This is a genomic window from Bacilliculturomica massiliensis (genome assembly GCF_900605495.1).
Lineage (GTDB): Bacteria > Bacillota > Clostridia > Peptostreptococcales > Anaerovoracaceae > Bacilliculturomica > Bacilliculturomica massiliensis.
The window spans coordinates 1,070,000-1,086,579 of the sequence record NZ_LR027603.1 but is presented as its reverse complement, the minus strand read 5'-3'; the positions used below and the strand labels follow the sequence as shown (position 1 = coordinate 1,086,579).

The window sequence follows — 16,580 nt, the reverse complement described above, 5'->3', positions numbered from 1 at the left end:
TAGGCTTACGCACTCTTCCTTCTGATGTCCGCCAGCGCCGCGAGAGCCTTCCGATGGGCTTCTTCCGGCGCTCCTGCAACGCTCCCCTGCTTCAGTTTCCCCAACAGGTTTGTGCGTGAACCGTCCGCGAAGAGAATATTTCCGCCCCAGCTTGCAGTGATGATCGCATAAATTGGATTGATGATGTTCATGAAGCAATACGGGAGGTAGGTCAGGGTAGGCACTCCTAAAATGCTGGCGTGATAAGCGCCGCAGGAGGACCAGGGAATGAGCGGAGACCAGAGCGTTCCGCCGTCCTCAAGGGATCTGGAGAGCATATTTCTGCCCAGACCCAGTTCATCGTATTTATCCTTATACATGCTGCTGGGAATGATCAGACCTAAATACTGATCGCACATTGTGGTGATGCAGAACATGGAAGTGAGGATCGTCACCACAATGAGCTGGAAGGGAGTCTTCACTTTTTTGATCATGTGGCCCAGCAGGGATTCTACGGCGCCGATCTTCTGTAAAATACCGCCAAATCCCACTGCAACGATCACCAGATTGTTGGTCCAGAGCATGCTGTCCATGCCTCCGCGATTGATCAGCGTATCGCAGAGCGCGTTTCCGGTCTCGCCGCTGTATCCATAATGGAGCATGGTGATGCAGTCCGAAAAATTTGCTCCCTGAAAGATGACCGCAAAAACGCAGCCCACCAGAGATATCAGCAGCACGCTGGGAATGGCCGGAATCTTGAGGATGGCTACCACCACGATCAAGACCACGGGGATCAGCAAGACCGGGCTCATATAAGCGTAATGGTCTGTAATAGCCTGTGACAGATCGTTGGCGATCTGCGGATCGTAATTCCCTGAAGCCCGAATGGATAAAACAGCATAGATGACCACGGCGATGACCAGACTGGGGAACGTGGTGGTGATCATGGCTCTGACATGGTCAAAGAGACCAGTCTGGGCGGATCCCGCCGCGAGATTGGTCGAATCGGACAGCGGTGAGAACTTATCTCCGCAGCACGCGCCGGAGATCGCCATTCCGGCCACCAGCCCGGGATGGAATCCCATTGTGGTGCCGATGGCCATGAATGCAATGCCCAGCGTCGCCGTTACGGTCCAGGCCGATCCCAGAGCGATGCCCACAATGGCGCACAGAATGCACGCCAGAGGCAGAAACATGGCCGGCGATATGCACTGAAGCCCGTAATATACCACGGAAGGGATCGTTCCGGCCCACTCAAAGGAACCGATCAGACATCCCACGCAGAGGATGATGATAATAGCCTCAAGAGACTGGCTGACCGCGTTCAGAGCCCCCGCCAGCATTTCCGCATAGCTGTAGCCGCATACCTTTCCGACGATCATAGCCACTCCGCAGGCCATGGTCACCGGAATGTGCGGATCCTGCCCCCATCCTAAGACATAGTTAGAAATCATAATTGCCAGCAAAAAGACGATAGGGATCAGTGCCTCCACCTTATTGGGTAATCGCGGCACGCTTCTTTTTTGTTCTTCCATTCGTATTGCCTCCTGGTAAAATTAATAAAATGATAACTTTATCCATTTGCTACAGTTCCTCTATGTCGTCCAGTCTGTTCTTGATCGGAGCCGACGGATCCAGCGGTTCAATACTGAAGCCGGTGTATGCATAGACTGCCGAAAGAAGCGGATTGATAAACGCCATAAAGCAAAACGGGAAGTAGACAAATGCGCTGACGTCTAAGACAGAGTAATAGAGCGCTCCGCAGGTAGACCACGGCACGATTCCGGAAGTCATCGTTCCGGCGTCTTCCAGCACGCGGGAAAGGTTTTTGGGCGCCAGATTCATCTTTTTGTAAACGCCCTTGTACATTTGGCCGGGGATCACGATGGACATATACTGGTCCGCCGCCATGTAATTCATTGCGATACAGGTGAAGATATTGGCCGTCATGATAGATCCCCTCGTCCTGCATCTGAGCAGAACCGCTTCAATGATGACATCCAGGCAGCCGATGCTCTTCACCGCCCCGCCGAAAGCCAGAGCGCAGATGACCAGAGAAATGGTATACATCATGGACTGCATACCGCCCCTGTTGAGAAGCTGATCCACCATATCATTGCCGGAAACGACCTCAAACCCGTAGACCAGCTGACTGATCACACTGCCCAGGTCATTTCCCTGCAGGAAGGCGAAAACCGCTCCTACGGCAGTTCCTATGACCATTCCGGGGATCGCGGGAACTTTCAGTATCATCATGAGGACCACAGAAGCCGGCGCCAGCAGGATCCACGGCGTTATGTTGAAATTCGCCTGCAGCGTGTCGCAGATCATCTGGATCTGGCTGATATCGATGTCCTCCGCGCTGTATCTGGAACCGATCACAGCGAAGATACCTGTAGCCAGAAGAAAGCTGGGTATCGTCGTCCACAGCATATGCTTCACGTGGGCAAAGAGATTGGTCCCGGTTATGCCCGCAGCCAGGTTCGTGCTGTCAGAAAGCGGCGACAGCTTATCTCCGAACTGGGCGCCTGTAATGATCGCACCGGCGGCAATGGGAAACGGAATTCCCAGTCCCGCCGCCACGCCCATGGCGGAAACGCCCAGGGTGCCCGCAGTAGTCCACGCAGAACCTGTGGAAACGGCGATGATCGCGCACATGACCGGCAGCACCGCCAGGAACACGCTGGGGGTAAATAATTGCAGGCCGTAATAAATAAGTCCGGGCACAATACCGCCCGCCATCCATACTCCCACCAGACAGCCTACGATCATAATGATGAAGTTCGCCTGCATGGCGGCCGCGTTGGTCTCGATCATCGACTTTTCGATGTCGTCCCAGGAATAACCCAGTCCGCATATACCGATCAGAGTGGTGATTGCCGTGCAGATCACCAGCGGGATCTGCGGATCGGCGCCCAGAATGATCACACTTGGAAGCATGATCAGGATCAGACACACAAACGGAACCAGTGATAACCATAGAGCGGGCGTCTTCTTCGTCTTCGTGTTCACCCTTCTCTCCTTTCTTAAACGTCACTGACCATTAACAGCAAAAATCGTGCCACCGAAAATACGGCGCATATGTCTCCCCTATCCATGAAAATGACATAAAAAACGGCGAAAAATATTTCGCCGGATGAATTATTTTTCACCGCCAGCAGTGAAATTTTTTTCACTCTCGCTTTTAACGCTGAATGTTGTATTCAGCGATCTTGTTCCAGAGCTGCCGCTTTGTGATCTCCAGCAAGACTGCAGCCGCGGCCACATTGCCTTCGGTTATTTCCAGCGCTCTTTCAATGTGTTCCTTTTCAAAAATGCCGCGGGCTTTACGCAGGGGCAGGACCGTGCCGCAGGGCTTTTCTTCTCTGCACGCCGGCTGTTCCAGCTTAGGAAGAGCGAATCCCCTGCTTCGCAGGACGCCGTCCTCGCTGAGCACTACCATGCGCTCCAGAAGATTCTTCAGTTCTCTCACATTTCCGGGATAGTCATAATTGTATAGAAATTCCAGCGTACCGGGATCTATCTGACGAATTTTTTTCTTCTGTTCTTTTCCGATCCTCCGCACAAAATATTCCACAAACATGGGCAGATCTTCTTTCCGTTCACGCAGCGGGGGTACTGTAATGGTCAAAGTGTTGATACGGTACAGCAGATCTTCCCGGAAGACTCCCTGTCCGATCGCCCTGGCCAGATCCTTATTGGTGGCCGATATCAGGCGGATATCCAGTTCAATGGGCTTATTGCTGCCTACCCGTTCAATTTCCTTGCCCTCCAGCACCCGCAGAAGCTTGCCCTGAAGGCTCAGAGGAATATCTCCGATCTCATCTAAAAACAACGTGCCCTGATTGGCCGCTTCGAACCGGCCGATCCTCTTTTCCGTGGCTCCGGTAAACGCGCCCTTTTCATGGCCGAAGAGCTCGGATTCCAGCGTCCCTTCCGCGAAGACTTGACAGTTCACGGGAATAAAGTGTTTTTCGCTTCTCGCGCTCAGTTTGTGGATATATCTTGCAATGACTTCCTTGCCCGCCCCGGACTCTCCCAGGATCAGGATATTGATGTCGGAAGCGGCCACCTGTTTACACGTCTCAAGCAGTTCTCTGAATTCTGGATTCTCACTCTGCAAAAACTGATCGCCGTCAGGATTCGTCTGCTGCTGTAAAATTCTGTTTTCTCTTTCCAGAATTCTGATCTTCGCCATTCTGTCAATATCCAGGAGCAGAGCCTCCGGTTCACTGTTTTTGATCGAGTAGCCTGTGGCTCCGTACTTCATGGCATCCACCGCGCTTTCTATGCTGCCGAAGGCGGTGATCACCATAATATCAATTTCCTCATATGCGGCCTTCACCTGTCTGATCAGTTCAATTCCGTCCATATCCGGCATCTTCAGATCAGTCATGATCAGATCGATCTCATTCTTCAAAAGCAATTCCAACGCTTCTTTTCCGCCGGAACAGGTCAGCACACTGTATCCGTTTTTCTGCAGCAGATAGGCGAATACCCTCTGATACTCGATCTCATCGTCAACGATCAATATTCGGTAATTTTTCTTATCCATCCCCTTGTCTCCTATGCTTTAACCGGAATTTTGACTGTAAATACGCTGCCGATTCCCAGACTGCTCTTCACAGAGATCTGTCCGTTTACCTTTTCCAGCTCAGAATTTACGATATAGAGCCCCAGGCCCGTACCCGTATCCTTGGTGGTAAAGAACGGGTTGAATATATTTTCTATCAGTTCTTCTGGTATTCCCGGACCATTATCCTCCACATCCAGCCGAAGCATGCCTTCTTCCAGCTTTGCGCTGAAGTTCAGTTTTCCATCGAACCGGTCTGCTTCTCTGAATGCCTCAATGGCATTATCGATCAGATTGAACGAGACGATCTTGATCGTCTCTTCCCTCAGAGAAAGGATCAGGTTTTTCGGACAGGCCAGCGAGATGGCGACCTGCTGTTTTTCCAGTTTTTTCTTCTCCAGTTCGATGATATTCCGAAGCAGCTTTTCTACGCTTAAAACCACCGGCGTGACGTTGCTCAGCCGGGAGAAGCTCAAAAGATTTTCGATCAGACTGTCGATTCGATTTGCGGAGTCCTTGATCACATCCAGAGAATGTCCCGCCATGTCGTCGGTGGCATAATCCCTGAGGATATAAGAATAATTTTTGATCAGCCCTAACGGATTGCGTATCTCATGGGCCAGCCCCGCAGACAGCTGTCCTACGGCGATCATCTTGCTCTCCTGCCGGAGCTTTCTTTCCGCTATGGTCTTTTCCGTGCAGTCTTCCATCATGAGGAGTCTGTTTGCTTTGACGGAACTCAGCGCGCTGACGGAGATACTGTAATATCGTCCCTCATAACAATAATACGGTTCGTCCGGATCCTTCCGGTACATATCGTACAAGTCCTTCAACATCGCAACCGTGCCGATACCGCACCCGATAAAAGATCCCTGCGTATCGTTTAGAAGAACTTTACCGTAATCATTGCACTGCGTGATCTCATCGCTGCCGTTGATCACCGCCACCAGCGCGCTGATGTTGTCAATGATCGTCTGCAGATTGTTTTTTTCGATTTTTATCTCTCTGGTCTTCTGGTCTATTCGCCGGTTCAGCACGCTCTCCCAGACCATGAGGATCACCACTGTGCCGACGCAAAACAGGATGATCCACTGCGCCCATTTCACACTGGTGGAGCCGGTTACCATCGGCGCCGACGTGCCGAGCCATTTTTCCTGCGCTTCGCCAAAGATACTCTTTTTTTTCAGTCTCAGCACTGCTTTGTTCAATATATTGTACAGTCTTGTATCGTAGATGTTCACTGCCAGCGTGACGTTCTCTTTGTATATCTTGCCTTCGACCTGCTTCAGATCATTTTCGATCTGCATTTCTTTAGCGTAATAATCGATGACCATTTCATTGGCCGCCAGAGCGTCCACCCGGCCGTCCATTAAAAGTTCCAGTCCTTCTTCCACACTTTCTACATATCGGATACCTACAGACTGGCCTTTCGGAAATATCTTCAAGATCTGATCTTCTAAAAAATCCCCTTCCACGAGGGCCAGGGTCTTATCCTGCAGATCTCTGTATTTCGTGATTCCGTCTGCGTACTTCGTCACAAGAACGCCCTCCAGCTTATAGAGAGTCTGTGTCGAAACGTATTTGTGCGCTCCTCCCGAATCTTCAAAAAGGTCTGTCAGGTCGATCTCTCTCTCCGCCAGATCATCCAATATTCCCGACTGCGAAACGGTCCTGCACTGTATCTCCGTGCCAAGCTCAAGGGAAAGCGCGGATATATAATCCACGATCAGTCCTTCGCACTGACCGGTCTCCTCGTTTACAAAAGAAAAAGGCGCAGCTTCCCCGTCGACGCCGTATATTAAAACTTCTTTTTCCTTCAGATACTGTTTTTCTTCTCTTGTCAGGGGTACCGAATATGCCAGATATTCCGTCAAAAGAATGCTGTATTTCATCTCCACGATCAGGCCGATGCTGACAACGACTAACAGCACTGCAAATATAAATTTTGCAAAAGTCTTCAGCACGACACCCCTTTCAACGACGATTCAGTCACTTGCTTTTCAAAACGCATACACAATGATTTTATAACCAAACGATCTGAAAAGCAACCACATAGGTGTACTCATTTGGCAGACCCTGCAAAAACGAAAAAAGCGGCGCATCGCCGCTTTTCTCTCTCCCCGTCACGTGGCCGGTGTCTAACAGACTTTGACGATCCAGCCATCCGGGCCCTGTGCTCTGCCCCACTGAATATCCGTCAGTGAATCGTAGAGATGCTGACTGATCTCACCGATCCGGCCGTCGTTGATGGTCATTACCTTATCCTTGTATTTGAGAACGCCTACGGGACTGATGACGGCAGCCGTTCCCGTTCCGAAGGCTTCCCTCAGAAGCCCCTTGTCGTAGGCTTCCTCCAGTTCTTCGATGCTGATCCTGCGCTCGCTGACCTTTCTGCCCTCCGCCTTCAGAAGCTCCAGAATACTCTTCCGCGTAATGCCGGAAAGAATACTGCCGGACAGCTCAGGCGTCACCACCTCGTCGCCGATGACAAACATGATGTTCATAGCGCCGACTTCCTCAATATACTTATTCTCCACGCCGTCCAGCCACAGCACCTGGCTGTAGCCCTGATCGTGGGCCTCCTGACCGGATTTCATAGAAGCGGCGTAGTTTCCTCCCGTCTTTGCCATCCCGGTTCCGCCCTTGACCGCTCTCACGTATTTGCTCTCCACGTAGATCTTCACCGGGTTCAGGCCTTCCGGATAGTACGGCCCGGTAGGTCCCGTTATGATCATAAATGTATACTCCGTTCCCGCGTTGGTCGCCAGATCGGGATTGGTCGCGAAGACGAACGGCCGGATATAGAGGGACGTATTGGGAGCGCTGGGCACCCAATCCCTGTCGATCTCCACCAGCTTTTTCGTCGCTTCGATGCAGAAATCCACATCCAGCTCCGGAATACAGAGACGATCATCGGATACGTTCAGTCTCTTGTAGTTTTCGTCGGGTCGGAACAGGTTGATGGCGCCGTCCGCCGCGCGGTAGGCCTTCATACCCTCAAAGGTAGTCTGACCGTAATGCAGGCACACGGCCGCGGGATCCAGCGCCACGGGAGCATACGGCACAATGCGCGGATCGTACCAGCCCCTGCCTTCTTTATAGTCCATAACAAACATGTGATCGGAGAACGTCGTTCCGAACGTCAGATTGTTCTCATCCTGCGGTTTTGCCTTTGGATTTTTAGTCAGTTCCACTCTGATCTCTTGCATTTTATTCACATCCTTTTCTCTCTTGAAAGAATTCATCAGTTAGATAGTAATCCTTTACCTTTTATGCTGTCAACGTGTTTTTTTGATTTTCCACAATAAATTCTATGTTTTTTCGTTAATATAAACAAATTTGATAAAAAAACGGTTGACACACCTTAGGGTTTCGAGTAAGATAAATAACAAGTTTATAGTATCAAATGCCAAGACGGGGATCAAGATATGATCTTCCTGCGTCACAGAGAGCTGCCGGCCGGTGTAAGGCAGTACGCGGAACATATCGACTCACCCCTGAGCAGTCAGCTGAAAGACAGCGGATCAGGTCAAAGACCGCCGTCTTAGGTGCGACCGGGTTTCTCACCGTTATCAACGAGAAGTATTCGCGGGATCTCCGCCGATACGTCAAAGCGGGTTTTATTAAACCAATGAGAGTGGTACCACGGAAGCCAATTGACAGCCTTCGTCTCTCGCACGGAAACGTGCGTTGAGCCGTTGGCTTTTTTACTGTAAGGAAATCAATCGAGAGAAAGGGAAACGAGAACATGAAAAACAGCAGCAAGTACAAGATCGGCTATTTTATGCCCCCCTCCTGCCGCATGGCGTGGACCAAAAAAAATCACATCGAGAAGCCGCCCGTCTGGTGCAGCGTAGACCTCCGCGACGGCAATCAGGCGCTGGTGGTGCCCATGAGCCTGGAAGAGAAACTGGAATTCTTTCAGTTTCTCATAAAGATCGGTTTTAAGGAGATCGAAGTTGGTTTCCCCGCCGCATCAGAGACAGAATACGAGCTCCTGAGAACGCTCATCGAACAGAATATGATCCCCGATGACGTGACGATCCAGGTGCTGACCCAATCCAGGGAGCACATCATCCGGAAGACCTTCGAGTCTCTGGCAGGCATAAAAAAAGCGATCGTACATCTGTATAACTCCACCTCCGTGGCCCAGCGCGAGCAGGTCTTCCGCAAGCCCAAGGAAGAGATCATCGCCATCGCCAAGGCCGGAGCGGAGCTGTTCAACGAATACGCCGCCAAATATCCGGAGACGGATTTCCGGTTTGAATACTCTCCGGAAAGCTTTACCGGCACGGAGATGGAATTCGCTCTGGATATCTGCAACGAAGTCATCGACATATGGAAACCCACGCCGGAGAAAAAGGTCATCATCAATCTGCCGGCCACAGTCTCCATGTCCATGCCCCACGTCTACGCCAATCAGATCGAGTACATGAGCGACAACCTTCACGACAGGGAAAACGTCATCGTCTCCATCCATCCCCACAACGACCGGGGAACCGGCGTGGCCGACGCGGAGATGGGCATGCTGGCCGGAGCGGACCGCGTGGAAGGCACCCTCTTCGGAAACGGTGAACGCACAGGAAACGTGGATATCGTAACGCTGGCCATGAACATGTACTGTCAGGGCGTGGATCCCGGGCTGGACTTCTCCGACATGCCTTCTGTGGTGGAGATCTACGAGAAAAACACGAGGATGCGGGTTCCCGAGCGTCAGCCCTACGGCGGCAAGCTGGTATTCGCCGCCTTCTCCGGATCTCATCAGGACGCTATCGCCAAGGGCATGAAGTACAGGGAAGAAAACGATCTGAACACCTGGACCGTTCCCTATCTGCCCATCGACCCCAAGGATGTGGGCCGGGAATACGAGACGGACGTGATCCGCATCAACAGCCAGTCCGGCAAGGGCGGCATCGGCTACATTCTGGAACAAAACTACGGATACATCCTGCCTCCCGCCATGAAGGAAGAATTCGGATATTACATAAAAGATATTTCCGACAACCTCCATCAGGAGCTGTCGCCGGATGAGATCTGCAAGGTCTTTACCTCCGAATACGTCAATTTCTTTGAGCCCATCGACATAACGAAGGTGAAATTCCAGCAGATCGACGGTATCATCGCAACCATCAACGTGAGCATCGGCAAGGAAAGCTACGAGTTTACAGCCAACGGAAACGGCCGTCTGGACGCCGTCAGCAACGCCCTGAAGAAATACGAACAGCTGGGCGTGGATTTCGACGTGGCGGCCTACACGGAGCACGCGCTGGAAAACGGCTCCTCATCCAGAGCCTGCGCCTACGTAGCGATCAAGGACCACAACGGTCACGTGACCTGGGGCACGGGGATCCATCCGGACATCATCTCCGCCTCTGTCAACGCCTTCGTCAGCGCAGTGAACCGCGCTTTGAAAGCGAAGCAGGCTATGATATAATAACCGCAGAGCATCGCGGTTATTATACAGATTCTGTGCGCGGCGGACGCCATGCGCGGATGATACCACGTTATATAAATAAGGAAGTTTCGCTGCGGACCGATCAGTATCCGGGATGCGGCGCAGAGAGAAAAGTGAGAAAGGATACGATCACTATGGGCATGACAATGACACAAAAAATACTGGCCGCTCACGCCGGGTTGGAAAGCGTGACCGCCGGCCAGCTGATCCGGGCCGACTTGGATATGGTGCTGGGCAACGACATCACCTCCCCCGTGGCTATCAACGAGTTCGAGAAGGCCGGCTTTGAAAAGGTCTTCGACCGCGAAAAGATCTCCATGGTCATGGATCACTTCGCCCCCAATAAGGACATCAAGGCGGCGCAGCAATGCAAACAGTGCCGCACCTTCGCGAGAAAATTTGACATCAAAAACTATTACGATGTGGGAGAAATGGGCATCGAGCATGCCCTGCTCCCGGAAAAGGGACTGGTAGCCGCCGGCGAGCTGATCATCGGCGCCGACTCCCATACCTGCACCTACGGCGCTCTGGGCGCCTTCTCCACCGGCGTAGGCAGCACCGATATGGCCTGCGGCATGGCCACGGGTCAGGCCTGGTTCAAAGTTCCTTCCGCCATCTGCTTCAATCTGACCGGAACCCTCTCCGAATATGTGAGCGGCAAGGACGTCATCCTGCACATCATCGGCAAGATCGGCGTGGACGGAGCTCTCTATAGATCCATGGAATTCCGGGGCGAAGGAGTGAAAAATCTCACCATGGACGACCGTCTCTGCATTGCCAACATGGCCATCGAAGCCGGAGCAAAGAACGGTATTTTCCCCGTGGACGAGGTGACGGAAGAATACATGAAAGGACGTGTAGACCGGCCCTACGTTGTATATGAGGCAGATGCGGACGCGGAATACGATCAGGTCATCGACATCGATCTGTCCTCCATCCTCCCCACCGTCTCGTTCCCCCACCTGCCGGAAAACACCCGGACCATCGATCAGGTGGGCGATGTGAAGATCGATCAGGTGGTGATCGGTTCCTGTACCAACGGCCGGCTTTCCGATATGAAAGCTGCAGCCGAGATCCTCAAAGGCAAAAAAGTACACCGGGATGTGAGAGCGATCATCATCCCCGCCACTCAGGCCGTGTACAAAGAGTCCATGAGACTGGGCTATCTGGATATTTTCATTGACGCCGGCTGTATCGTCTCCACTCCCACCTGCGGTCCCTGTCTGGGCGGCTATATGGGAATTCTGGCCGAGGGAGAGCGCTGCGTGGCGACCACCAACCGCAACTTTGTGGGACGCATGGGCCACACCGCGTCCGAGGTATATCTTGCCGGTCCCGCCGTGGCGGCGGCGTCCGCCGTCACCGGAAAGATCAGCAGTCCGAAGGAGGTATTGTAATGAACGCACAGGGCTTTGCACATAAATACGGAGACAATGTAGACACAGACGTCATCATCCCCGCCCGCCACCTGAACACGGCGGACCACAAGGAGCTGGCCTCCCACTGCATGGAGGATATCGACGCCGGCTTCAAAGATAAAGTCAAAGAGGGAGATATCATGGTGGCCGGTTTTAACTTCGGCTGCGGTTCATCCAGAGAACACGCCCCGATCGCCATCAAGGAATCCGGTATCTCCTGCGTCATCGCGAAGACCTTCGCCCGCATCTTCTACCGCAACGCCATCAACATCGGACTGGCCATTCTGGAGTGTGAAGAAGCCAGCAGCGACATCAGCGACGGCGATCAGGTCTCCGTCAATTTCGATACGGGCGTCATTACCAACGAGACAAAGAATAAGACCTATCAGGCGCAGCCCTTCCCCGATTTCATCAAAGACATCATCACCAAGGGCGGTCTGCTGAATTCTATCCAAAAGTAGATCCATCATCGCACAGGAGCAGAAACATGAAAAAAACCATAACAGTAATCAAAGGAGACGGCATCGGTCCTGAGATCGTGAAAGAGGCCATGAGAGTAATGGACCGGGTGGCGGAAAAATTCGGCCATACGTTCACCTATCAGGAGGCAGCAGCCGGCGGCTGCGCCATCGACCAATACGGCACCTCCCTCCCGGCGGAGAGTCTGGAGAAGTGTCTGAACTGCGACAGCGTCCTGCTGGGCGCGGTGGGCGGCCCCAAGTGGGACAATGTGGATCCGGCCATCCGTCCGGAAAAAGCGCTGCTCACCATCCGCAAGGAAATGGGGCTTTACGCAAATCTGCGTCCCGCAAAGCTCTTTCCCCAGCTGGCCTCCGCATCTCCGCTGAAGCAGAGCATCGTGGACGAAGGGATCGATTTTCTCGTTGTCCGCGAATTGATCGGCGGAGTCTATTTCGGAAAGAGAGAGACCAAAGAAGTGGACGGAGAGCTGAAAGCTACCGATGAGATGAGCTACAGCGAACACGAGATCGAGCGTATCGCCCGGGTGGCCTTCAACACCGCCATGAAGCGCGGCAAAAAATTGATCTCTGTGGACAAAGCCAACGTTCTGGATACCTCCAGACTCTGGAGAAAGACCGTGGAGCGGATCGCATCCGAATATCCCCAGGTAGAGCTTTCCCACATGCTGGTGGACAACACGGCCATGCAGATCGTGAAACGTCCCTCCCAGTTTGACGTAGTAGTAACGGAAAACATGTTCGGCGACATCCTCTCCGACGAGGCCAGCATGATCACCGGTTCCATCGGCATGATCCCCTCCTCCAGTCTGGGAGAAGGAACCAGAGGCATGTATGAACCAATCCACGGATCTGCGCCCGATATCGCCGGCACCGGCGCGGCCAACCCCGTAGGCACGATCCTCTCCGCAGCCATGATGATGAAGTACTCCTTCGATATGGACGCGGAAAGCGACGCTGTGGAAGCCGCCGTGAACAAAGTACTGGATCAGGGCTACCGCACCGCCGACATCTACACGGAAGGGACGAAACAGGTCACCTGTTCCCAGATGGGCGATCTGATCGTAGAAAATATTTAACGATCCCATCAAATTATCTTTTAAACAGAAAGCAGCTCCGGAGCATGACTCCGGAGCTGCTGTTTTTCTTCCTCAGCTATTCTGTCTTATAATAATTTACGCCGTTGATACACAGTCCCGAGTATTCCTCCAGATCGATGATCTCATATCGGAAATCTCCGTATACCGTGACCTCGTTGTCTTCCGTGTTTCTGGAGAACCCATAGCTGTAAGCCATATCGTTTTCTCCGTCTGCCAGCGTACCGTCGCTGCGGATCAGCCAGACGCTGAAGTCCTCGCCTGTTCCCCGGAAAGAAAAACCGATGGGAGACAGAAAAACATCCTTCACAAGGCCCCCGGCCGCCTTTTCATCAGACACCGCCATCCCCGGATCCTTTTCCGAGCCGCCGGAAACCCCAGGCATGGTCACGCCCATGCCCGACTCCGCAGACGCGTCGGGCATTTCCACCCCATTGCCGTATTGCGGCGTCTGGACTCCCCTGTGATCCGACGGATCGTTTTCTGAAAACAGGGAGGATCCGGCATATTCCGGCATCAATTCTACCCCGTGGACCGACCGTCCCGGATCGACGGTCAGGACCATTCCGTCGTATTCAACGTCAATCCGCGTCACCCCATCGAGGCTTCCCCCCGGCACGTTCTCCGCGGAAACAGTCAGCACGTAGGATTGAAAATCCCTGGACTGAAGGTCGCTCCAGGAGAATACGGACAAGCCGCCCACAGGCTCTCTGACGCCGTCCTCAAAGCAGGCGTAGAGGGCCACGTCTCCGCTCAATTCCGCCGTTCCCTTCTTTCCCAGGTATGACGCCAGCTCTTTTCGCCCTGCGCTGTCCAGCGCCTGCAGACTGAAGACGAACATACACTGCCGGCCGTCGGAGACGGCTCCGTCCACAGCCATGGCAAATCTGTCGTTTTCCTCGTGCTGGGCGGACTGAAGAATGCGGTCCTGATACGGCTCTGTGTCCCCGTAGAAATAGGCGCCGAAATTACCGAAGATCCCCGCCGCTCCGGCTGTGATGCAGGCCAGCACCAGCACTGCGGCCATTACAGCCGTCCGTCTTCCCTTTCTTTTCCAGGCCCTGCCGGTTCCAAATGTCATATGCCCCCTGCGTCCCTGATCCGTCTCCTGATCCCCGAACGCTGCCCGGCGCGCCTCTTCCAGCATTCCGGGCGAAACCTTTACCTCTCTCAATTCCCTGTCGATCTGTTCTCTTATTTTATTCATCGAAATACATCTCCTTTAACCCCGGCTTCAGCAGCGCCTTTGCCCGGCGCAGGCGATATTCCACCGTGGTCCGCGGCAGTCCGAGGATGTCCGCGATCCCTTTCGCGTCCAGCTCCTGATAATAATACAGAAGGATGATCTCCCTGTATTTCAGCGGGAGCTTCCCGATCTCCCCGGCCACAGTGAGCCGCACCGCCTGGTCTTCCTCCCGGGACGGCAAAAGCCCCTCCATATCTGCATGCTCCATGCTCAGCAGCTCTTTTTCACTTCGCAGCATATTTTTGCAGGTGTTGACAGCGATCCGGACCAGCCATGTCTTCGGCGACGAATCGCCCCTGAATTCATGACAGTACCGAAAGGCCTTTATAAATGTTTCCTGCACCGCGTCCTCCGCCGCCTGCATATCTTTCAGATAGAGAAAACACATGCGCAAAAGCGGATCCGCATGCTGTGAAAACAGGTCTTCTATCATGGCTTCCCGGTTTTTTATCAGCTGATTCTTTTCCATGAGCGCCCCCTTTCCTGTATTAGACACAGCCCCGCGGATCTTTCAGACATGAATTTCGATTTTTCCCAAAATACAATTCAATTGAGTGAACCAATTATAGCATAAAAAAGACCGCCCTTCACAGAAATCGGCTGTGAACGGCGGTCCTGATTAAAAACCGAATAAGAACTTTACGGCCAGTGCAAATACGATAACGCCGGCGATGAGACCCACGATGGTGAGGGCGTACTTCAGATCTTTGTCAGGGCCGGTAATGCCGCCCCCGCAGCTGCCGCACTCTTCCCCGTCTTTCCACCAGTGCGCTTCCTTCACGTCCGGATCCTTTTCCGCGCTCCCGGAAGCGGTGCCGGCGCAGCCGGGACATCCCCCTGAACCCATGAGGATCTCGGCCATCCGTTTTTCCATATCCGTCAGGCCGCCTTTCCCGTTCCCCGCCTCTTTGCAGACCTCCGTCTCGCAGAAGCTGCAGACCTTTGAACCATCGGGGATCTGTCCCCCGCAATTGCTGCATATCATTTTCTTATCCCCTTTTTCATTACAAATTTTCACCAGAACCGTGATCCGCGCCTTGTATCCTTCTGTCCAGCGGTCACTATAAAATAAACAGCACCACAGAATAGACGGACAGCATGAAGATCCCGATGGGGAGCCCCTTGCGCGCCCATTCCTTGCTTCCGATCCTGAGCTTGCCCGCGCAGATGATGTTGGGTATATTTCCCGGAATCAGAATACCCCCGCTGATCAGCAGCCCCATGAGCACGCCCTTCAGCTGCAGCTGCGACATCAGAGGACTCACTTCCGCCGCCGCGATGGTGGCGTTGTCCAAAACTGCGGAAATGATATTGATCCAGTAGAGAAGCATTCCGTCCAGGTGTATGACATAAGTGTCGATCAGCGGCTTGAAGCCCGTTCCCAGAAGCTCAAGGGCCACCACGAACAGAAAGATCTTGGCCGCGCGAAAGACGATATCAGCGTAAGTCTCCTCATGTTCCGCCTTTTTCGTGTGAATACTCTTTGTCAGATTCCTTCTTTCCTCCGGGTTCTCGCTCAGCGGCCGGTCGGCTCCGACCATGGCGACTCCCGCCATGCAGCTCAGCGCAAAGATCCCCGGAAAGATATATCTTCCCAGCAGAGAGATGAGATAGTGAAAATCTTCATCCAATATCCCCACCACGATGGTGGCCAGCGGTTCGCCAAGCGGCGTCAGCGCCGCTCCCATGCCGATGGCAAAGCATGCCAGAACACAGAGATTGATCTTATCCTCCTTCGCCACAGGAAGACATTCAACGATCTCCACCAGGATCAGCGCCGCGATGATCGCGGTGATAAAGCTGGATATGATCCCCAGAAACATGACGATGATGGCGCAGAATATGGGCAGCGGGACCCAGATCACCGTCCGTCGTATTGCCTTGCGCAGATAGTACAGTCCGAATTTAAAGATCAGACCCGCCAGAAATACCGCTGCAGTTATCATATAGAGCATCCGATACGCCGCGATCTCTCTTGCCAGCTGCCATGTCAATGTTCCCGTCGCGCCGGTGGCGATCACGCCCATAGTGAACAGAAATATCTCCAGGTTTTCTTCCACTCGCTTGAACAAAAATGGCATCAATATAATGCATGCCAGCACTGCAAACAGTATTCCGTTCATATGAGTTCTCCTTTTGCCTGCGGCTTCCCGCTGTCTGGTCCTGCAGACAGCCGCGCCGTATCCCTCAGTTGTGTATTCTACTCCAAATTTTCCGACCTGTCTATACATATTTCGACAATTTAGTTCGACAATTTTCTCCATTTGTCGCAATTTTCCACGATCTTTTTTATGACTATGCTTCTATACCGGAATTTATGCGGAAAAAAACGC

13 protein-coding genes are annotated in these 16,580 nt (G+C 52.9%); 4 read left to right on the top strand and 9 right to left on the bottom strand.

The features are described from left to right. Positions 1-5 precede the first annotated feature (5 nt). The 5 genes from nhaC (E0E37_RS14240) to E0E37_RS14220 form a co-directional block, all read right to left on the bottom strand. Positions 6-1,514: a Na+/H+ antiporter NhaC gene (nhaC, locus tag E0E37_RS14240; RefSeq protein ID WP_130863664.1), complete on the bottom strand. Its 1,509-nt coding sequence runs from the start codon at positions 1,512-1,514 to the stop codon at positions 6-8. 49 nt (positions 1,515-1,563) lie between these two features. Then, a complete protein-coding gene (gene nhaC / locus E0E37_RS14235; RefSeq protein ID WP_130863663.1) occupies positions 1,564-2,991 on the bottom strand; it encodes a Na+/H+ antiporter NhaC in 1,428 nt (475 codons plus the stop codon). Positions 2,992-3,163: 172 nt separating this feature from the next. Next, a complete protein-coding gene (locus E0E37_RS14230) occupies positions 3,164-4,534 on the bottom strand; it encodes a sigma-54-dependent transcriptional regulator (protein WP_130863662.1) in 1,371 nt (456 codons plus the stop codon). An 11-nt stretch (positions 4,535-4,545) separates the two neighbouring features. Continuing rightward, on the bottom strand, positions 4,546-6,516 hold the full coding sequence (locus tag E0E37_RS14225) for an ATP-binding protein (protein ID WP_130863661.1): 1,971 nt from the start codon (positions 6,514-6,516) through the stop codon (positions 4,546-4,548). 174 nt (positions 6,517-6,690) lie between these two features. Next, positions 6,691-7,761, bottom strand: coding sequence for a branched-chain amino acid aminotransferase (locus E0E37_RS14220; RefSeq protein WP_130863660.1), 1,071 nt, complete (start codon positions 7,759-7,761; stop codon positions 6,691-6,693). A 539-nt stretch (positions 7,762-8,300) separates the two neighbouring features. Here E0E37_RS14220 and E0E37_RS14215 point away from each other — a divergent pair. The 4 genes from E0E37_RS14215 (at position 8,301) to leuB (ending at position 12,983) form a co-directional block, all read left to right on the top strand. After that, positions 8,301-9,986, top strand: coding sequence for a 2-isopropylmalate synthase (locus E0E37_RS14215; RefSeq protein WP_130863659.1), 1,686 nt, complete (start codon positions 8,301-8,303; stop codon positions 9,984-9,986). 155 nt (positions 9,987-10,141) lie between these two features. Further along, positions 10,142-11,404, top strand: coding sequence for a 3-isopropylmalate dehydratase large subunit (leuC, locus tag E0E37_RS14210; protein ID WP_130863658.1), 1,263 nt, complete (start codon positions 10,142-10,144; stop codon positions 11,402-11,404). Beyond that, positions 11,404-11,886 (top strand): 3-isopropylmalate dehydratase small subunit, encoded by a 483-nt coding sequence (gene leuD, locus E0E37_RS14205; RefSeq protein ID WP_130863657.1) that lies wholly within the window; start codon positions 11,404-11,406, stop codon positions 11,884-11,886. The genes leuC and leuD overlap by 1 nt, the downstream gene beginning before the upstream one ends. Positions 11,887-11,912: 26 nt before the next feature. Continuing rightward, positions 11,913-12,983 carry a 3-isopropylmalate dehydrogenase gene (gene leuB, locus E0E37_RS14200; protein WP_130863656.1) on the top strand — a complete coding sequence of 357 codons (1,071 nt, stop codon included), beginning with the start codon at positions 11,913-11,915 and terminating at the stop codon, positions 12,981-12,983. A 76-nt stretch (positions 12,984-13,059) separates the two neighbouring features. On the opposite strand, the gene E0E37_RS14195 is transcribed toward leuB, so the two are convergent. The 4 genes from E0E37_RS14195 to E0E37_RS14180 all read right to left on the bottom strand — a co-directional run bounded on the left by E0E37_RS14195 (position 13,060) and on the right by E0E37_RS14180 (position 16,370). After that, positions 13,060-14,208 (bottom strand): hypothetical protein, encoded by a 1,149-nt coding sequence (locus E0E37_RS14195; RefSeq protein WP_130863655.1) that lies wholly within the window; start codon positions 14,206-14,208, stop codon positions 13,060-13,062. Beyond that, positions 14,201-14,716 carry a sigma-70 family RNA polymerase sigma factor gene (locus tag E0E37_RS14190; protein ID WP_130863654.1) on the bottom strand — a complete coding sequence of 172 codons (516 nt, stop codon included), beginning with the start codon at positions 14,714-14,716 and terminating at the stop codon, positions 14,201-14,203. The genes E0E37_RS14195 and E0E37_RS14190 overlap by 8 nt, the downstream gene beginning before the upstream one ends. A gap of 150 nt (positions 14,717-14,866) precedes the next feature. Continuing rightward, a complete protein-coding gene (locus E0E37_RS14185) occupies positions 14,867-15,232 on the bottom strand; it encodes a hypothetical protein (protein WP_130863653.1) in 366 nt (121 codons plus the stop codon). Between the two features lie 76 nt (positions 15,233-15,308). Further along, on the bottom strand, positions 15,309-16,370 hold the full coding sequence (locus E0E37_RS14180; protein ID WP_130863652.1) for a DUF1646 family protein: 1,062 nt from the start codon (positions 16,368-16,370) through the stop codon (positions 15,309-15,311). Positions 16,371-16,580: the final 210 nt, after the last annotated feature.